Consider the following 15825-nt stretch of genomic DNA (forward strand, 5'->3'; position numbering starts at 1 on the left):
GAGCGTCCTCCGCTCAAGTTTGCCTCCGACCGTAGCCGGGAGTCAACTCGAAGTTGAGCCGGGGGCGCTCAAGCTTGTCGAAATGGTCAACTACAGCCCACGTAGATTTGTTCCCGCCTTCCCCGAAAAGCCGAAAAAGTGTGCCACATCACTTCCAGATCTGTATGAATGGCTACGATCGGCCGGTGACCGATCCCGACAATCCTCGCGTTCGACCTGCTCGACCGGCGCCGGCGCGCCCAGCCCCCGAGCGACCCGACGTCTCGGTTCGGCCGCTCCGACCTGCAGCGAACGACGAGACGCCCAAAGCCGTGACGTTGTCTACTTCTGCCTGGATCGGCTCGTTCGTCGTCCTGGCCGGTATCGCCGGAGTGGTAGTCACCAGCCTCGACGACGTCCGGTCAGCCCTCGAGGAATCGACTGCGCGCGACAATCCCGGATACTCGTCCACCGACATCTCCGATGCCGTGACGGTCGTCCTGGTGGGCAGCGGCGGCGGCGCTCTCGTCCTGGTCCTGCTCGCACTCATGAGCCTTCAACTCCTCCGTGCCCGCAAGAACGCCGGGCGGGCGATGACGGCGATCGTGGGAGTCGTGAGCATCGCGGCCGGACTCGGCTTCATGTCTCTGGTCGACGGCGCTGCGGATATCGGCGCTGGAGTTCTGAGATGGGGTCCGATTCTCTACTGCGTCCTTGTCGCAGTGGCGGCGATCGCTCCGTTCACTCCCGGTGTCAGCACCTGGTTGCGAGTACGCCGATGAAGGTTCACGTACAACTCGACTCCGCGCCGGGCGCGGGCGCTGCTCGCAGCCGTGAACTCGCGGAGACCGGCGCCGGCGGCCTGTTCACCTTCGAGGGACCACACGACGTGTTCTTCCCACTCGTCGAAGCGGCATCGGCCGTCGACCTCGACCTGATGACCAACGTCGCCATCGCGTTCCCCCGCAGTCCCATGCATCTGGCGCATTCGGCCAACGACCTGCAGTTGCTCAGTCGCGGGCACTTTCGCCTGGGTCTCGGATCGCAGATCAAACCGCACATCGAAAAACGCTACAGCGCAACGTGGTCGCGTCCAGCGGCCCGCATGAAGGAGACGGTCGCCGCGGTCAAGGCGATCTTCACGGCATGGGAGAACACTTCGACGCTGAACTTCCGCGGCGAGTTCTACACCCACACACTGATGCCACCGACGTTCGATCCCGGCCCCAATCCCTATGGGCCGCCGCCCATCCTGATGGGGGCACTCGGGCCGGTGATGACCCGAACGGCGGCGGAGGTGGCCGACGGACTACTGGTCATGCCGTTCCACACACACCGCCATTTCCTCGAACGAACACTTCCGGCCGTCGATGCCGGTCTTCGTGAATCCGGCCGCACCCGAGAAGAATTCACGATCATCCCGCAGGTCATCGTCGGCGTCGGCCGCGGCGACGAACAACTCGCCGCGGCTGCACGAGGCGTCCGAGCCCTGCTCTCGTTCTACGGTTCGACGCCCGCATACCGTCCGGTGCTCGACGTCGAAGGGTGGGGCGAGGTCCAACCGGAACTCAATGCCCTGTCCAAGCGAGGCGGCTACGCCGACATGGCGTCACTGATCACCGATCCGATGCTGACCACACTCGCCGTCGTCGGCACCCCCGAAGAGTGTGCGGCCGAGATTCGGCGGCGGTTCGGCGAGCATGCCGACGAGGTGTGCTGCTACTTCCCCGGTTACGACGCAGAACCGGCCGACGTGGCGTCGCTGATCTCGTCTCTCGACTGAACTGCTCAGGCTCGCAGAGTGCGTGCCAGCTCGACGAGCGATTCCCGGGCAGCGCGCAGGCTTTCGTCACCCTGCTCGATCAGAGGTGCCATCGCCGGAATACGGTGCGCCAACGTCAGTTCCGCGGTGATGACGGAGACATCCATTCCCATCGACACCCCGAGCACCTGCACGAGTGGCGGGACGGTGTGATCGTTGGCCTCGTTCCCCGAACCCGGCCCATAGGTGTTCCCACGGCTGGACACGATCACCACCGGCTTACCGGCCAGCGGCTGAGTGCGCGTGTCGAAAGGCACCGTCGTCCCCAGGACGTGTACGTAATCGATCCATGCCTTCAACGTGGACGGGATCGACCAGTTGTACATCGGTGCACCGATCACGACTACGTCCGCAGCGATGAGTTGCTCGATGATCCGAGCCTGCAGTGCTTCCGCGGCGGGATCCGGAATCTCCCCATCGACTCGCAAGCGTGGTGCGTAGTGCAGGGCCGCATCCGCGAGGTGCGGCAACGGATCCCGATGCAGGTCCACCGTCACCGTCGTGTGATCCGGGCTGTTCTTCGACCACTGCTGAGCGAACAGGGCAGTCAGATCACGCGAGGTCGAGTTGTGGAGTTCGGCAGACGAATCGATGTGAAGTAGCTGTGGCATCCCTCATCACTACCAGAGCGCGCTCAACTCTTCTCCGCGGCGAGATCGGATTCTGCCGCGTACTGCGCCAGCAGAACACGTTCGCGCTCGCGATGCGGATAGAAGAACGTCACCACCGCGGCCCCGGCGCACACGATGATGATCGCCGCGATGTAGGCGTTTGTATCCCCGTCCAGGAAGGCGTTTTTGGCGGCGGTCATGATTTGGTCCGCGTATTGCGGGTAGCGTTCCGCCAGAACTTCGGCGCTGGAGAAAGATTTGGTGAGCGCGGCCTGAGTTTCGGGAGTCACCTCCGATGCGTTCGGTGATGACGAGATCGCATTACCCAACGATTTTGCGTACCCGGCCGTGAGTATTCCGCCGAGAATCGACTGCATGATGGCCCCGCCCAGGTCACGTTGCAGGTCCGACGTTCCCGACGCCATACCCGCGCGATGCACGGGAACGGATCCGGTCAGCGAACGAGATGCCGGTGTGCCGGCCAGGCCGACGCCGATGCCGACCAGTGCGTAGGCCAGCGCGACCTGCCAGTACTGGGTGCTTTCGTTCCACAGGAACAGCGCGACGAACAACCCCAGAACGACGAACAAGTAGCCGGAGAGCAGTGTGACGCGGGCGCCGTACTTTTCGATCATGGTCGCCGAGCGCGGCGCAACGATCACCATCGCCAGCGCAGCCGGAATGATGGCCGCACCGGCTGCCAGCGTCGAGTAGCCGAGGACGTTCTGCAGGAACTGCTGGCCGATGAACATCGCACCCATGAGCGAACCGAACACGACCAAACCGCCCACCGCCGCGACCCAGAAGGTCGGGCGCGCGGCTACGTGAAGATCGAACAACGGATTGACCGCGCGTCGCTGTTGCAGGAAGAACCCGATACCCGCGACGACCGCTATCGCCCCGAGCACGAGAGCCAACGTGCCCGAACCCTTCACCGGCGCGAAGTTGATGGACAACACCAGCGCCCCGATGAAGACGATCGACACTGTGCCGCCGAGGTGATCGACCCGCTCGGTCGTCTCGTTGACGTGAGCGGGCACCAACACCAGCGAACAGATCAGGGCCACGAGAGCCAACGGAAGGGTGACGAAGAAGACCGAACCCCAGTGAAACTGCTCGAGCAGCGCCCCCGAGACGATCGGACCGAGTGCTGAAATCGCGCCACCGATTGCCGACCACATGGCAATCGCCTTGGTTCGTGCCGGCCCGGCCCACAGCGCCGTGATGATCGCCAGCGTCGTCGGGAATGCCAGACCTGCCGACACGCCCCCGACTATCCGAGCGAGGAACAGCACTTCGAAGTTCCCGGCGAATCCCGCAACGATCGACGCCGGAATGGACAGCGCCATACCGGTGACAAGCAACATCTTGCGGCCGTATCGGTCTCCCAAGGCCCCCAGGTAGAGCACCGTTCCGGCCAGGCCGAGCGAGTACCCGACCGCGATCAGGTTCAGTTGCGTCTGGCTGGCGTCGAAGGCCCGCCCGATGTCCGGCAGCGCGACATTCGCGACCGAGAGATTGAGGTTCGCAACCGCAGCGACCAGGATGAGCGTCCCCAGGACGAGGGTGGCTCGATCCGGTGAAGCGGACTTGATGTCACTCGCCATGCGCGTGCTCCCATCGAGGTGGGACCCGGACCTGGGAGTTACGCCCGGATCATCCCGAACTCAAGATAGAACCCTCTCCAAGCGCTCGCACAGTGAACGGGTCCCTATTCGGGCACAATTTCAGCCAAGACGCCCTCGGCGCTGCGGGCAGCAACCAGGCAGGCGCGCGAGGTAAACCTGTCGAAGAGCGGATGCCTGGACAACTCGCGCCATCGCCGGACAGCCGCGGTAGCCCGCGCACGCTGCACCTCCGGCGATTCTTCCGGTTCGCAGCCCAGACGATCACTGGCCCGGATTCCGTAGCCACCGATCAGTCTTTGCAGTTGTGCCAGGTCGTCGGGTGGCAGATCCGTGTGTACCGAACGAAGTCGCCCGAGCAGTCGAAGTTCGTGGAAACCGTGAACGTCGGCGAGCAACCGTTGTGCCTCTGCCGCGATCTGATCGCCTTCCTCACTCGGATCGGCTTCGAGGATCCGGCCCAACGTCACCAGTGCTGTGTGCGATTTCAGTTGATCCGCGCGCTGCCCGAATTGAACGTCGATCACCTGACGCAGTTCGTCCAGTCCGCTTCGCTCCAACAATTCCGCGGCCAGGGACGGGGAATCAGTGGCGCCCAGCTTGATCGACGTCACGGCGAGACGAATTCCGAAGAGCCCGAACCGATCGGCCAACTGCGCGCGCATGGCCGCGTCGACCGGAAGCGGACTGTCCTGCCTGGCAAAACGGTCCGCGGAGAGCAGCGCAAGGCTCAGATCCTCGGCCGGAACCTGCGCGAGCGCCGAGAAGGCCGCGAACTCACTCTGCCGCATCGTCCGAGCAGCGAGGGCGAGCAAACCTGCCACCGGAACCACCGACTGGCACAGGCCGGTTCGCTCCAACTCCTCGGCAAATCGTGCCGCGACGTCCTTCGCCGAGGACAACGCGTCGAGTCTGCCTGCGCCGACCTCGTCAGCGCGCGAGAGAACACCGATCACTCCGAGCGGGCCGGATTCTCCGCCGACATGATCAGCGATCTTCCCGAGGAACTGCATGTCGCTGGCGTTCAGGGCGCGCAGCAGATAGACCACTGCATCCGCGCCCGGTGCCCCGCCGTCGGGAACAAGCATGTCCCAGGTTCTGGCCGAAACCTCGGTCGAGAGCGACGAGGTACCAGGGGTGTCGATGATCGTCGTGCGAGCCAATGCCGAAGACGGCCAGTCGACGTCGATGCGGTCCACCGAGTCTGCGGTGTACTCCCCCAGATCGAACGTGAGCCTGCCGTCGCGGCGCGTCACCGGCACGTTGAACTCGGCACCGTTCTCGGCCGTCGCGGTCACCTGCGGCGTTGTCCCGTTCCGATACCAGGTGACGACGCGCGTGCACTCCGTCGCGTCGGTCGGCGCTATATCCTGTCCGACAAGCGAATTGAGCAGTGTCGACTTACCCGCTTTGAGGGAGCCGGCGAGCGCCACTCGGAGTGGCTCGTCGAGCCTGGCTGCACATTCTTCCAACTGGGCTCGCGTCTGCGGCTGGTCCGCGTAGACCCGTCTGGCGTGGTCGATCAGTGCGTGTGCCGACTCCACGGCGGTCAGAGCAGTCGCGGCATTCATGCGTTGGTCACCTTTGCCGAAGCAGGAGCGGGAGTTTCGCCGATCAGCGTTCCGGCAACGGCATCAAGCTCTGCGACGACGCGCATGTCGGTCTCCAGACGCTTGATACGAGCTGAATGTTCACTCGACTCCAACTGCGCGGCTTCCTGCGTGGCGCGGAGGGATTCGTTGATCGAGCGCAGCGCCTGCTCGGCGATGTCGGTGAAATGATCCCGCAGAAGCCGCTGCACCAGGCGGAGGCGATCCTTCGACTCCTTGCCCACCTGGAAGCTGACGTCGTCGGCAAACCGTCGGATAGCCGCTTTCGCCTCGGCCCGACGCTTGAGCACCTGCGCTTGCTTGTCTTCGCGATAAGCCTTGGTACCCAGCAGAACCCCGGCTCCGATCGAGATCGGGTTGACCAGTGCCATGCCCATCATCGTGGTGATCAAGCCGAACATCAGGACGCCGCCGTACGAGCCGCGCATGCCGACCAGGACCTTCTGAGTGATCCCGATTCGGCCGGATTCGAGGTCCGACAACGCGCCAACCGGTTCCAGGAAACCGTCGGTGTCGGCAACGTCGAGATGCGGGAGCGCGACGTCGCCGGTCTCCGCAAAGTGCTGCGCCACAACCTCTGCCAACCATTGAGCTCGATCGTGAGCCCACACGAAGTTGTCTCCGATAGCGGTGGCAATCTCCTGTTCGAGCCACTCCCCTACTACGTCCCAGTCCTTACCGGGATCGCCTTCGTCGACAGTCTCTTCGGCCTGGCGGGTGACCCGGCGCAACCGGTCCCGGAGGTCGTGATCGATGTCGGCGGCGAGGTCTGCAATGCCGTCGCCGAGGCTCTGTTGCCAGAGTGAGGTCTTCTTGTGCAGTTCCTCGGCCGCTGCTCGAGCACGCTGCAGGCCGGCGACCGCTGCCTGAGCTGTCGACGGATCCTTCAACGCCGCAAGCTCACTGCCCATCTCCAACGTCAGATGCGCTGCCGCGGAACGGACGTCCATCGCAACGGCGCGTCGAGTGTTCGACTCGGCACGCGCAACGACGTTGTCCCGCAAGAACTGATAGAGGTCCAAAAATCCGGATTCCGCTTCGAGTTCCTTGTCCTCCAGCCTCAGAGCGTGCGACCGCAGTACCGAGGAGATCGGAATGAGCGGCAGGTCCAACCCGGCTCGCTGGAGATGTCCGCGATCGGCGTCGAGGATCTGCCGCCAGTGCGGGTACAGATCGGTCTTGCTGATCAACCCGGCTACCGCAGGACACAGATTGACGACCTGGCGGATGAATCCCAGCTCCGGTTCGGTGAACTCCTGGCTGGAGTCCGACAGAACCAACACTGCATCGGCCGCAGTGATCAATCCCAATGTTCCTGCAGCATGAGGATTTCCATGACCACCGACACCGGGGGTGTCGATCAGAACCAAACCGTCGGCCAACAGAGGACTGGGAACACCCACTTCCACACGCAGAACTTCACGCCCTTCGGCGCGAGGCGTGGCCGGGGTGATCCCCATCAGTTCTTCGAGTGGGAGGGGCACCCGAATGGGCGCCGCACCCGGATCGGCGAGAATCAGTTCGGCGACCGCGGTCTCCGCGTGCTGAACGACCGTCGCCACGGCAGTGGTCTCGTCGTCACCGACCGAGCACACGTCGATGCCGAGCAGAGAATTGACGAACTGGCTCTTGCCCTGCTTGAGGGGTCCGACCACCACGATACGAATACGCGGATCATTGACTCTGACCTGAGCATTCTCGAGTCGGCGCACCAGATCCGTTCGCCCGAAATCCTTCGCCACGACTGCTGTTCGTTCGAGCAACGACGCCGTCGACGACGCGACGCGCGCCTTCCGACTGCTTACCTGACTCGCTGAATCACTCATGAGCTTCGTTGACCCGCAATTCTTCCGGACTCGAATATCCGGCCCTGCGAACGCATAGCGCACGCAGGGCCGGATTTGTTACATCAGGTCATTTTGACCGATTTCAGTTCCTGCGTCAGCAGATCAGGGATGCAGGTGATCGACAACCGCAACCGGGTCGATGTGATCGACCGGCGCTGCAACCGAATCCTCGGCGAAGAGCGAGTGCCCGGCATCGGCGCTCAGTCCCGAATCGGAGCCCGAACCGAAAGCATCGGTCGCATCGATCGACGACCACGGGTTCAGCGCACCGGTCAACGAACTCGTCAGGTCGGACACTCCGCTGACTGCTCCACCGAGTGATCCACCCAGGTCAGCGACGCCGCCGCCGCCGCCAACGGTACCGCCACCGTCGACGGTGCCACCAGCAGCCGCGGCTGCGTCGGCACCGATCGAACCCGTCACGTCGGTAGCTGCTCCGACAGCCCCGCCGAGCGATCCACCGAGGTCGGTGACGCCGTTCAGTGCTGCGCCGAGCGACCCTCCCAAACCGGCTGCCGCGTTCGTGGCTGCGTCGAGACCTGCGGTTGCGTCGAGCCCTGCTGTTGCGTCCAGAGCACCGCCCACCGTCGCTCCGAGATCGCCGGTCACAGCACCGAGGTTCAGTCCGTCCGCCGCTATACCTCCGAGGTCGACGGAAGGCAGTTCAGCGGAGATCGGGCCAAGGTTCACTGCGCCGAGGTCGACGGAAGGCAGGTCGGCGCCGATCGAACCGGTGTCGATTCCGCCGAGGTTCAGTGCCGTGTCCAGCGCTCCACCGAGTGCACCTTCGGCACCGAGAACGCTGTCGAGTGAGCCCCCCAGCCCGAGGCCGGCGCCCAGCGCACCGTCCAGCGCGCCGGTGAGGTCCGTGCCCACGGAACCGACAGCACCCAAGCCACCTGCACCTGCGAGAGCGGTGTCGAGAGCCGCAGCCACACCGGCGGCCAAGCCTGCTTCGCCGCCCAGGCCGAGTGCACCACCGAGGTCGATTCCGGTAAGTCCACCTGCGCCCAGCGCCGCGTCGAGGGCGCCGCCGAGTCCACCTGCGAGCCCGGCATCGACGCCGAGCGCCGAACCGAGGACGCCTTCGAGAGCCGTCGACAGATTCGCGCCGCCGCCCAGAGCCGCTGCGAGGTCTGCTCCGAGACCGCCTTCGATGTCGAGTGCTCCCCCGAGCAATCCGCCCAGTGCGCCGCCCAGGTCGGCTCCGACCGTTCCGCCGGCGCCGAGGGCACCGGAGAGTGCTGCGCTGAGCTGAGCGCCGAGGTCCGCGCCGCCGCCGAGTACGGCGTCAAGGTCGAGTCCTCCGCCGAGGCCCAGTGCTGCGTCGAGTGCGCCGCCGAGTGCAGTTTCCAATCCGCCACCGACGCCGAGTGCGCCGCCGAGTGCGCCGCTCAGGGCAGCACCGAGGTCGAGGCCGCCTGCGATATCGGTGAGGACGCCGACATCCGTGATCGCTCCGAGGACGCCGCCGAGCGATGCACCCAGATCGGCGCCGATCGTGCCGCCGGCTCCCAGGACACCGGAGAGCGCGCCGGACAATGCCGTGCTGAGGTCGCCCGTCAGAGCGCCGGCCAGATCCAGGCCGCCGCCGAGGGCAAGGGCGGATTCCAGAGCGCCGGTCAGGCTCGCCCCCAGTTCGCCGCCGATGTCGAGAAGACCACTGAGGTCTGCTGCGCCGCCGAGGAGTCCACCGAGAGCCAGTCCGAGATCGGCTCCGAGATCGCCACCGATGGCGAAGACGGGTGCGAGAGCTCCGCTGAGCCCTGCCGTCAGGTCGAGTCCGCCGACCGCGCCGATCGCGGCGTCGAGGGCTGCTCCCAGTTCCGCGGTCAGGCCGCCGGTCACCCCGAGGGCACCGCTCAGAGCCGCGCTGAGCTGTGCGCCCAGATCGAGAGCTCCCTCGAGATCGAGTGCACCACCCAGACCGAGACCGGCTTCGATGACGGCGCCGAAGGCTGCACCGAGGTCGGCACTGATCTCGCCGCCGATGGCAAGCGCAGCACTGAGGGCTGCTGCGAAGTCGCCGACCAGGTCGAACTGGCCGCCGAGGGCTCCTCCGACTCCGAGGCCCGCGCCGGCGCCGAGCCCCAGGCTGCCGCCCAGACCGCCACCGAGACCACCGGTGAGGCCGCCGCCGATTCCGAGTCCGCCGCCGATCGCACCGGCAGCGGACGCGCCGGCGTTGACGATCGCGGACAGGTCGGCGCCGCCACCGGCAAAGAGGCCGGACTCGGCGACCAGCGGAGCGACCGCGACGATGTCGGCGGGGCTGACGTCGCACAGACCGGCAGCATTGAGGGCCGCAGTCGGGTTGGCGCAGTAGTTGGCAGCTGCCTCGTCGTCACGAAGTAGCCCGAGGATGAATTCGAGTACGGCGTTGGTTGCCATGGCGGGTTCTCCTGAAGTTCGTTGACCGGGTTGTTGCCGGTGGGTTGTTGCCGGTGATCCGGAAACTGGTGCGCTGCCAGAGGTAGCGAGTGGAATCAACGCTAAGAACTTTTGCGGTGGGGGCCAACGGGGTGCACCCCCCTCATCTGCAGGGGCGGACGGGGAAGTCCCCTATGGGCTACGCACGGTCGGATTAGGGGATTTGCCCCGATTAGGGGATCGGCCCCCTACTTCTTCGCGACGCCTCCGATCCGGTAACGATCTTGGTCCTGAAACCGACATCGCAGACAACCGCGACAGTCCTTCTGTCGCCCACGACCAGGGGAGTTCGTTCATGGCGGCAGGGCTCGGCATCAGCATCGGTTCGGCCACTCTCGTAGCTGTCACCGACGGCTCGACCGGTGAAACGCAACAGGTCCGCTTACCCAGTGCACTGCAATTGGACGACGGATCCGTCATCACCGGATTTGTCGAGCGCGTCGGCGACCCGATTCCGATACTTGCCGCCGACGGTACCGAGTACCGTGGCGAGGCTCTCGCGGCAACAGCGGTAGGCGCGCTCGTGGGCCAGGCGGACGGCGATGAAGGGACAACCGTTGTCCTGGCTCACCCGGTGGCGTGGAACCGCCACACAACACGCACCATGGAGTCCGCGCTGGACGATGCCGGCGTTCACGGGGCTACTCTCGTCGCCGAACCTGCGGCCGTCATGGCGTGGCTCGCCGCTTCCGGAACTGCTGTCAACGACGGTCTGACCGTCGTCTACGACCTCGGCGCTCGCTCGCTGGACGTCACGATGATGTCCACGACCGGCGGACGGAGCGAAATCTTCGGAAAGCCACTGCGCAGCGAGGACATCGGCGGCGACGAATTCGATCACCTCGTCACCGTGCACCTGCTCGATGCGGTTTCCGACCACTTCGCAACCCTTGATCCCTTTGCTCCCGAGACGATTGCCGCGCTGGAAACTCTGCGCGAGAATGCCCGCGCAGCCAAGGAGGAGCTTTCCACCGAGACGGAAACCGTTGCCCGAGTGGCGCTTCCCGGCGCCCTGAGCGACATCCGACTCGTCCGTTCCGAGCTCGAGGATCTGATCCGGCCCGCCCTCACCGAATCGGTGGCTTTGGTGCGTGAAAGCCTGCGATCTGCCGGCGTCGAGTCCAGTGACGTAAATCAGGTTGTTCTGGCCGGAGGAAGCTCGTCCATTCCCCTAGTCGCCGAGCTGTTGTCTGCGGAGCTTCGTGTCCCGGTGATCGCCGACGCCGATCCAGCGTCGTGCGCGGCGTCCGGCGCCGCGGCCCTCGCACTCGACGCCAGAGACTCGCACGTGCCGGCCGCCGCCACTGCAGTGATTCCCGTCGAGCCGTCGCGCAAGCCCGCACCGGTTCCCACCTTCTCCACGCCGTTGATTGCCGAGCCGACCGAAGAAGAGAACACGGCGACTCGACGCTCGTCGAGAGTGGGTGTCGTTGCTGCAGTGGTGGGAGCATTCATCGTGCTCGCCGCAGGCGGACTCGGAATCGGAACAGCCATGGACAAGATCAACATTCCGTCCAGTTCGGCGAACACCACCAACGAGTCCACCTCGTCCACCGCTTCGACCACACCGGACTCTACTCCCGGCAGCACCACGGCAGCCGAAGCAGCAGGCACCGGATCCACGACTGCGAACAACGGCACTCAGAACAATCAGCCCGGATCTCCCGCTGCCGCAGCGGGTTCGACGACGGCGCCAGGGGCAGTGCCGGTTGCCGGCGCACCGGCTGGATCCGCGCCCGCACCGGGCGAGACCGCTCAGTCGGCGCCTGCACCTGCCGCACCCGGCGCCCCGGCTCCCGCACCAGCCCCCGGCCCGGCACCCGCGCCCGCGCCCGCCCCGGGAGCAGGCGTCGGAACCGGTATCGGTGATGCTGCGACCGGCATCGGCAACGGAGTCGGCGGTCTGGTCGACGGCGTCGGGAACGGAGTCGGCGGCGTGGTCGGAGGCCTCGGTAACGTCGTCGGTGGTGTCGGCAACGTGGTCGGTGGTGTCGTCGGCGGCGTCACCGCGCCGATCCGCTGACCGGACGGCTTTCGATGAACCGTGACAGCGGCGCCGAATCGTCCTACATCGCGGGACTTTTGCGCGGCATCGACCTGACTGCATCGCCACTGCGCCTGTTCGTCACCGGGACCGACGCCAGCGCTCGACCCCAAGTGACGAGAGCGGTGCGGAAGAGAATCGAATCGGGTGACAAGCCCGTGGTCACCGCAGTCACGCTTGACGCCCCGGTCGATGCGATCGTGGTGATCGCGGACGCGCAGGCTCTGACCTCCGACGAAATCCGCGCCCTGAACGAACTGGTTCACCGTGACGACCTCGGAGTTGTCATCGCCTCCGATCGGATCGATCCTCCACTCGCACCGATCTATTCGAACATCTCGAGTTTCGGCACCGTCCTTCATCTGAACCCGTTGAACCGATCCGACATTCGGAAGATCGCCGCAGAGCGAAGAGTTCCGCTCGACGACCGTGCCGTGCTGGCGCTCGAGCACCTTGCCGGTGGTTCCTTCGGGGCCGTCGAAGCGTATTTCGCCGCTGCCTCGGCGGGCCGCCCGGAAATGGCGACAGCCGTACGCACACACATCCTCCATCAGGTCACAGCTCTGCATCCGATCGAGCGGGAGATCCTCGCGGTTTCACTCGCCGTCCCGGACATCGACGCCTTCGAACTCGATCTGGGACAGGAGAAGTTCAGCCTCACAGCGGCATTCGACCGAGCACTGGCGACCGGCCTTTTCGGTTCCCGATCACCTCTCGTCGCAAGCGTGCTGGCCGAGTCGACCAGCACCGCGCGCATCCGCAGCGAGCTGATCAGAATCGTCGAATCACGCGCGCACGCGCGAACTCTCGACGTCGACACCGCGCGAAAACTTTTCGACTCCGGCATCCGCCACCGCGACCTCGCGGCCGTACTACGAGACGCAGTCGACGGCAGCACACCGGCGGTCGCGGCAGATCTCTTTCGTCGCGTGAATTCGATCGAGGCTCTCGGCCTGGCCGACACGCTTCTGTACGCCCAGGTCTCGGCTCGAAGTGGTGACCTCGACACCGCTTGCCGCCTGGCCGATTCCGTCATCGCCGAACCCGATCCCGGCAACGCGCAACTGGCGGCGGCGGTACGAATCCGCGCAGCTTCATCCGCGGCGTGCGGCCAACTCGGCGCCGCTGCAGATCTCTACACCTGGCTCGGTCCGGAGCGCACCGGAACCGAATCCCCCTTCGCCGCAATCACCTTCCTCGGCATCGGCAAGGTCGACGACGCGAACGCAGCACTGACCGGAATCACCGGATCACCGTCGAGTTCCACGGTCGGCGCTGCGACCCTGGCCAACGGACTGATGCAGTCGGTGACGGGAGTCGCACCGACTGCGCTCAACACGATGTCGCGCGCGCTCTCGCTCCCCGGCGGAGCAGACACATCTGCATTCCAGCCGGATTCCGCCCCGGCACTGGTAGCTCTTGCACTCCTGCACAACGGCGCCCACGAACGGGCCGCCACTGTCGTCTCGGCCGCGATCGCCGCCGTCGACGCAAGCAGCCACACGTGGGCACGGCTCCACATCCTTCGCGCCTGGATCGCGATGGTCCGCGGGCAGGACGCGGTCCTCGAGGGCCTTCCGGACGAGGTGGTCCGCGGCCCCCTCCGCGAGCGCGACTCACTGTTTCTACACGCGCTGATCGTCGGCCTCGCTCGTCGCACCGGCGATCTCGCTCAGTTACGTCGAGCTTGGTCGGGCGCGGCCGGCGCCCTCTCTTCGTGCAGCGTAGATCTCTTCAATCTCCTCCCCGTCGGCGAACTGTGGCTTGCCGCAGTGCGACTCGACGAGACCGAGCAGGTCGAGCATCTGGTCGACGACGCGCGCTCGCTCCTGCGCGCACTCGGTGAGCCGCCGCTGTGGTCTTCGCCGCTTCATTGGTACGGCGTCCAGGCATCGATCCTCGCGCAGTCACCCGCCGACCTCCTTCCGCATGCGCACGCACTCGCGGAATCAGCCAAAACCCACACGTACGCAGCCGGTTTGGCGACCGCAGGCCGCCAGTGGCTCCTCCTCCTCCAGGGCAGCGTCGACGCTGACGATGTCGAAGCCGCGGCGCGGACGCTGAGTCGGATCGGACTCCCCTGGGACGCAGCCCGCCTCGCCGGCGAAGCAGCGCTCCGCACACCGGACACCAAATCGGCGACGGCATTGCTCCACGTCGCGCGCTCGCTTCGCACAGCGTCGACGGCCGAGGCGAACGGAACCGATTCGGCCGACAATGCGGCGCCACCGTCGGTACTGACCGAGCGCGAACAAGAAGTTGCCGAACTCGTCGTCGTCGGCCTGACGTACCGGGAAATCGGCGAACGTCTCTACATCTCCGCCAAAACCGTCGAGCACCATGTCGCACGCATCAAGCGTCGCGTCGGCGCGCAGTCTCGTTCGGAACTGCTCACCATCCTTCGTAGCATGACACCAATGAACAAATAGTTAGCTGCATATTGTCCGAACGGTTGCATTTATCCGTTCGAGTGATAGTTTTCACAGGAATCAGGGCATACATACCGAGCAAAGTTCGGTAACTGTGAAACGGGGATCGCTATGAAGTGGGGAGTCGGACTCGTCGTCGGCAACAAACAAAGCATTGCCGCGATCGCGAAACCCGACTCGGCACCAGTGATCCTCGAACGCGAATCGGTGCTGCACCACGCTCCTGACGGCACCGTGCAGCTAGGTGGAACCGCGACAGGATCCGCCGGCTTGCGGGGGTTCCTCGACAGGGTCGGAACTGACGATACCGACAACTTCTCCGAGCACATGACCCGAGGAGAGGAACTCGTAGCGACAGCGATGTATTGCCTGGTCAAGGAGGTCCGGACACTCACTGACCAGAGTCCGAACATCTCCGCGGTGATCCCGGCTGGTTGGTCGAACGATTCTGTCGCCGCGCTCCGTGACGCACTCGACAGTATGGATCTCGACGGCGTCGACCTGATTCCGGAAGAGGAAGCCTCCGCGGCTTGGCTCGCGGATCCGGAGGCCGCCGACAGAGCAGCTCGCGGAGCAGCAGCGTTGGCCGCGCCTTTCGCGATCGCCCCTACCCAACCCGAACCCGAACCAACCGACCTGGCCGAGCCGGAGGGAGTCCCCGAGGAGTTTCCACCGTTCGTCCTGATCGAGCCGGAGCCGGAAAGTGACGCAAAGGTCCCGGTCGCGAAAGCACCGAGCGTCGACGGCTGGCTGAATCGTCAGTGGCAGTCGGAGCGCCGACCGATCATCGTCGCAGCAGTCGCCGCAGTTTTTCTGACGCTGTCGGGTTGCGCGGCAGCGCTCGTCATCGCGCACACGTCGACGGTTCCGGCGCCTCGGATTCTCGACGCACAATCTCCCTTGTCCCCCGGCACCACGCCTGACACCGCACCGAGCCCGTCCGGCGGGGCATCGCAGACAGCGACCTCGCTCCCGCCTCAGGTACCCGCGCTCGGATTACGACCGACGACGCCGTGGTCACCCGAACCGGAATCGCTCTCGCCCGACCCCTTGCCGACATCCGAGATTCCGAGCGTCGGCGTCGAAAAATCGCCGACGGGCACCGCGACCGTGCAGCAGGGTTCGCCGATCACCGTGCAGATCCCCCCACTTCGGATCGAGAATCTACCGCCGGCCGTCGGACCGCTGGATCCGGTTACCCCGGACAACCCCACCGCGACCGACCCCACGAATACACAGTCGACGCCGACACAGCCCTCCAACCCGACCGACACAACCGATCCGGCGGCTCCGAATCCCGACATGCCCGTCATGCCCGTGGCCCCGAGACCCGGAATGCCAAGTCAGCCAGAATAATTCAGCTGTCCGAGCGGAGGCGCACATTCGTTGTCGGAACTTTTCCCCTATGGTGGGTGCGGTACCTACCGG

The 15825-nt window shown here is 65.4% G+C and carries 10 protein-coding genes; 5 read left to right on the forward strand and 5 right to left on the reverse strand.

Translation table 11 applies throughout. The features are described from left to right. Positions 1–185: 185 nt before the first annotated feature. Entirely contained in the window at positions 186–761 is a 576-nt protein-coding gene (locus I7X09_RS25505) for a hypothetical protein (protein ID WP_200314280.1), read from the forward strand. Further along, on the forward strand, positions 758–1762 hold the full coding sequence (locus I7X09_RS25510; protein WP_095972476.1) for a TIGR03617 family F420-dependent LLM class oxidoreductase: 1005 nt from the start codon (positions 758–760) through the stop codon (positions 1760–1762). Before I7X09_RS25505 ends, I7X09_RS25510 begins: the two co-directional genes overlap by 4 nt. A gap of 5 nt (positions 1763–1767) precedes the next feature. On the opposite strand, the gene I7X09_RS25515 is transcribed toward I7X09_RS25510, so the two are convergent. The 5 genes from I7X09_RS25515 to I7X09_RS25535 form a co-directional block, all read right to left on the reverse strand. After that, complete coding sequence (locus I7X09_RS25515) at positions 1768–2412, reverse strand: FMN-dependent NADH-azoreductase (protein WP_095972477.1); 645 nt, start codon at positions 2410–2412, stop codon at positions 1768–1770. Between the two features lie 23 nt (positions 2413–2435). Next, positions 2436–4019 carry an MFS transporter gene (locus I7X09_RS25520; protein ID WP_124567339.1) on the reverse strand — a complete coding sequence of 528 codons (1584 nt, stop codon included), beginning with the start codon at positions 4017–4019 and terminating at the stop codon, positions 2436–2438. 104 nt (positions 4020–4123) lie between these two features. Then, positions 4124–5608, reverse strand: a complete 1485-nt coding sequence (locus I7X09_RS25525; RefSeq protein ID WP_095972479.1) for a dynamin family protein — start codon at positions 5606–5608, stop codon at positions 4124–4126. After that, positions 5605–7473, reverse strand: coding sequence for a dynamin family protein (locus I7X09_RS25530; RefSeq protein WP_200314282.1), 1869 nt, complete (start codon positions 7471–7473; stop codon positions 5605–5607). Before I7X09_RS25530 ends, I7X09_RS25525 begins: the two co-directional genes overlap by 4 nt. A gap of 123 nt (positions 7474–7596) precedes the next feature. Beyond that, positions 7597–9885: an IniB N-terminal domain-containing protein gene (locus I7X09_RS25535; RefSeq protein WP_200314284.1), complete on the reverse strand. Its 2289-nt coding sequence runs from the start codon at positions 9883–9885 to the stop codon at positions 7597–7599. Between the two features lie 334 nt (positions 9886–10219). On the opposite strand from I7X09_RS25535, the gene I7X09_RS25540 reads away from it, so the two are divergent. From I7X09_RS25540 to I7X09_RS25550, 3 genes are all read left to right on the forward strand, one after another. Next, positions 10220–11947, forward strand: coding sequence for an Hsp70 family protein (locus I7X09_RS25540; RefSeq protein ID WP_200314286.1), 1728 nt, complete (start codon positions 10220–10222; stop codon positions 11945–11947). Between the two features lie 14 nt (positions 11948–11961). Beyond that, a complete protein-coding gene (locus tag I7X09_RS25545; RefSeq protein WP_200314288.1) occupies positions 11962–14397 on the forward strand; it encodes a LuxR C-terminal-related transcriptional regulator in 2436 nt (811 codons plus the stop codon). A 111-nt stretch (positions 14398–14508) separates the two neighbouring features. Beyond that, complete coding sequence (locus I7X09_RS25550) at positions 14509–15753, forward strand: hypothetical protein (RefSeq protein ID WP_200314290.1); 1245 nt, start codon at positions 14509–14511, stop codon at positions 15751–15753. The last annotated feature ends 72 nt before the right edge of the window (positions 15754–15825 follow it).

It is taken from the genome of Rhodococcus sp. P-2, from assembly GCF_016598535.1.
Classification (GTDB): domain Bacteria; phylum Actinomycetota; class Actinomycetes; order Mycobacteriales; family Mycobacteriaceae; genus Rhodococcus_F; species Rhodococcus_F baikonurensis.

Excerpts from the sequence above, each read along its gene's own strand:
- I7X09_RS25510 (WP_095972476.1), top strand. The coding sequence starts at position 758 with ATGAAGGTTCACGTACAACTCGACTCCGCGCCGGGCGCGGGCGCTGCT.
- I7X09_RS25515 (WP_095972477.1), bottom strand. The coding sequence starts at position 2,412 with ATGCCACAGCTACTTCACATCGATTCGTCTGCCGAACTCCACAACTCG.
- I7X09_RS25520 (WP_124567339.1), bottom strand. The coding sequence starts at position 4,019 with ATGGCGAGTGACATCAAGTCCGCTTCACCGGATCGAGCCACCCTCGTC.
- I7X09_RS25525 (WP_095972479.1), bottom strand. The coding sequence starts at position 5,608 with ATGAATGCCGCGACTGCTCTGACCGCCGTGGAGTCGGCACACGCACTG.
- I7X09_RS25530 (WP_200314282.1), bottom strand. The coding sequence starts at position 7,473 with ATGAGTGATTCAGCGAGTCAGGTAAGCAGTCGGAAGGCGCGCGTCGCG.
- I7X09_RS25535 (WP_200314284.1), bottom strand. The coding sequence starts at position 9,885 with ATGGCAACCAACGCCGTACTCGAATTCATCCTCGGGCTACTTCGTGAC.
- I7X09_RS25540 (WP_200314286.1), top strand. The coding sequence starts at position 10,220 with ATGGCGGCAGGGCTCGGCATCAGCATCGGTTCGGCCACTCTCGTAGCT.
- I7X09_RS25545 (WP_200314288.1), top strand. The coding sequence starts at position 11,962 with ATGAACCGTGACAGCGGCGCCGAATCGTCCTACATCGCGGGACTTTTG.
- I7X09_RS25550 (WP_200314290.1), top strand. The coding sequence starts at position 14,509 with ATGAAGTGGGGAGTCGGACTCGTCGTCGGCAACAAACAAAGCATTGCC.